2 protein-coding genes are annotated in these 1,531 nt (G+C 61.8%); both read left to right on the forward strand.

Annotation, left to right across the window (positions count from 1 at the left end):
* On the forward strand, positions 1–456 hold a 456-nt coding region (locus A7D16_RS20165), incomplete at its 5' end, for a nitroreductase family protein (protein ID WP_193395490.1).
* Between the two features lie 65 nt (positions 457–521).
* Positions 522–1,505: an IS5 family transposase gene (locus A7D16_RS20170; RefSeq protein WP_064635007.1), complete on the forward strand. Its 984-nt coding sequence runs from the start codon at positions 522–524 to the stop codon at positions 1,503–1,505.
* Positions 1,506–1,531 lie beyond the last annotated feature (26 nt).

The following is a 1,531-nucleotide window of genomic DNA, read 5'->3' on the forward strand; positions in this document are numbered from 1 at the left end:
CCTGCGCTGGGCAGGCGCACGATCGCCGCACAGCACGCCTATGTCGAAAGCGCATCCGAACTACCCGCCGAATCCAAAGCCTACTATCGCAAGCAATTGGGAATGTTCCAGAAGATCCTCGGCCTGGGCTCGTCGATCCTGTGGTCCCCGCTGCTGCTCCTGGTTACGGCACTACGTCCCAGCCTGTCGTTGCTGCCCATCGGCCACCCAGGTAGCCGCCACTGGGCAGCGCGCAATGCCATCTTCGCTGCGCAGACACTGATGCTCGCCGCTGCCGCGAAAGGCATCGACTCCTGCCCGATGGAGGGGTTCTCGGCCAGCCAGGTCGCCAGGCTGTTGGGACTACCCAGAGGCGCAGTCATCCCCCTGGTCATTGCGCTGGGCTACCGTGCGGACGATGCAAGAATCGAACACCGCTGGCGACTTGCCGCAAGCGACTCGGTGATTCTGCATTAAGGAAGGTCTGAACAACTCCATCTGATACTGCCACAATGGATCAACGAACCGAGCGGACGATCTCGATGCAGCTGAGCTTTGGCGACGCGGAGTACAACGGCAAGCGCAAGCAGACACGGCGCGAGGTGTTTTTGTCGGAGATGGAGCAGGTGGTGCCGTGGAAGGGTCTGCTGGTGCTGATCGCGCCGCACTATCCGACGTCTGGGCAGCCGGGCCGGCAGCCCTACCCGCTGGAGACGATGCTGCGCATCCACTTTCTGCAGCAGTGGTACGCACTGAGCGACCCAGCGGCGGAAGAGGCGCTGTACGACACGGTGTCGATGCGCCGTTTCGCCAAGATCGGCGGGCTGGATGAGGTGCCGGACGAGACGACGATTCTCAACTTCCGTCATTTGTTGGAGCGGCACGATTTGGCGCGCAAGCTGTTCAATCGGGTCAACGCGCACCTGTCGCGCAAGGGGCAGAGCTTGCGCGGCGGGACGATCGTGGACGCCACCATCATCGCTGCGCCCAGTTCGACCAAGAACAAGGAAGGCGAGCGCGATCCTGAAATGCATCAGACCAAGAAGGGCAACCAGTACTACTTCGGGATGAAGGCGCACATCGGGGTGGACGAGGACTCCGGGCTGGTGCACCACGTGGAATGCACGGCGGGCAACGTAGCCGATATCACGCAAGCGCACAAACTGCTGCACGGCAAGGAGGACACGGTGTGCGGGGACAGCGGCTACACCGGGCTGGAGAAGCGCGAAGAACTGAAGCGCAAGCGCAAGTTGCGCTACCTGATCGCGGAGAAACCCTCGAAGCTGAAGCAGATCAAGAACAAACGCGAACTGAAGTTGGCCAAGCGCTGGGAGCACACCAAGGCCAGCCTGCGTGCGAAGGTGGAACACCCGTTTCGGGTGATCAAGCGTCAGTTTGGCTACGTCAAGGTGCGCTATCGCGGCTTGGCGAAGAATACCGCGCAGGTGCTGACGCTGTTTGCGCTGTCGAATCTGTGGCTGAAGCGAAAGCAGTTGATGCCTGTCGTGGGGACGGTGTGCCTGTAACCCGGGCAACACCCCGCAAACGCGGC

Origin of the sequence: Xanthomonas nasturtii, assembly GCF_001660815.1 — a bacterium.
Taxonomy (GTDB): Bacteria; Pseudomonadota; Gammaproteobacteria; order Xanthomonadales; family Xanthomonadaceae; genus Xanthomonas; species Xanthomonas nasturtii.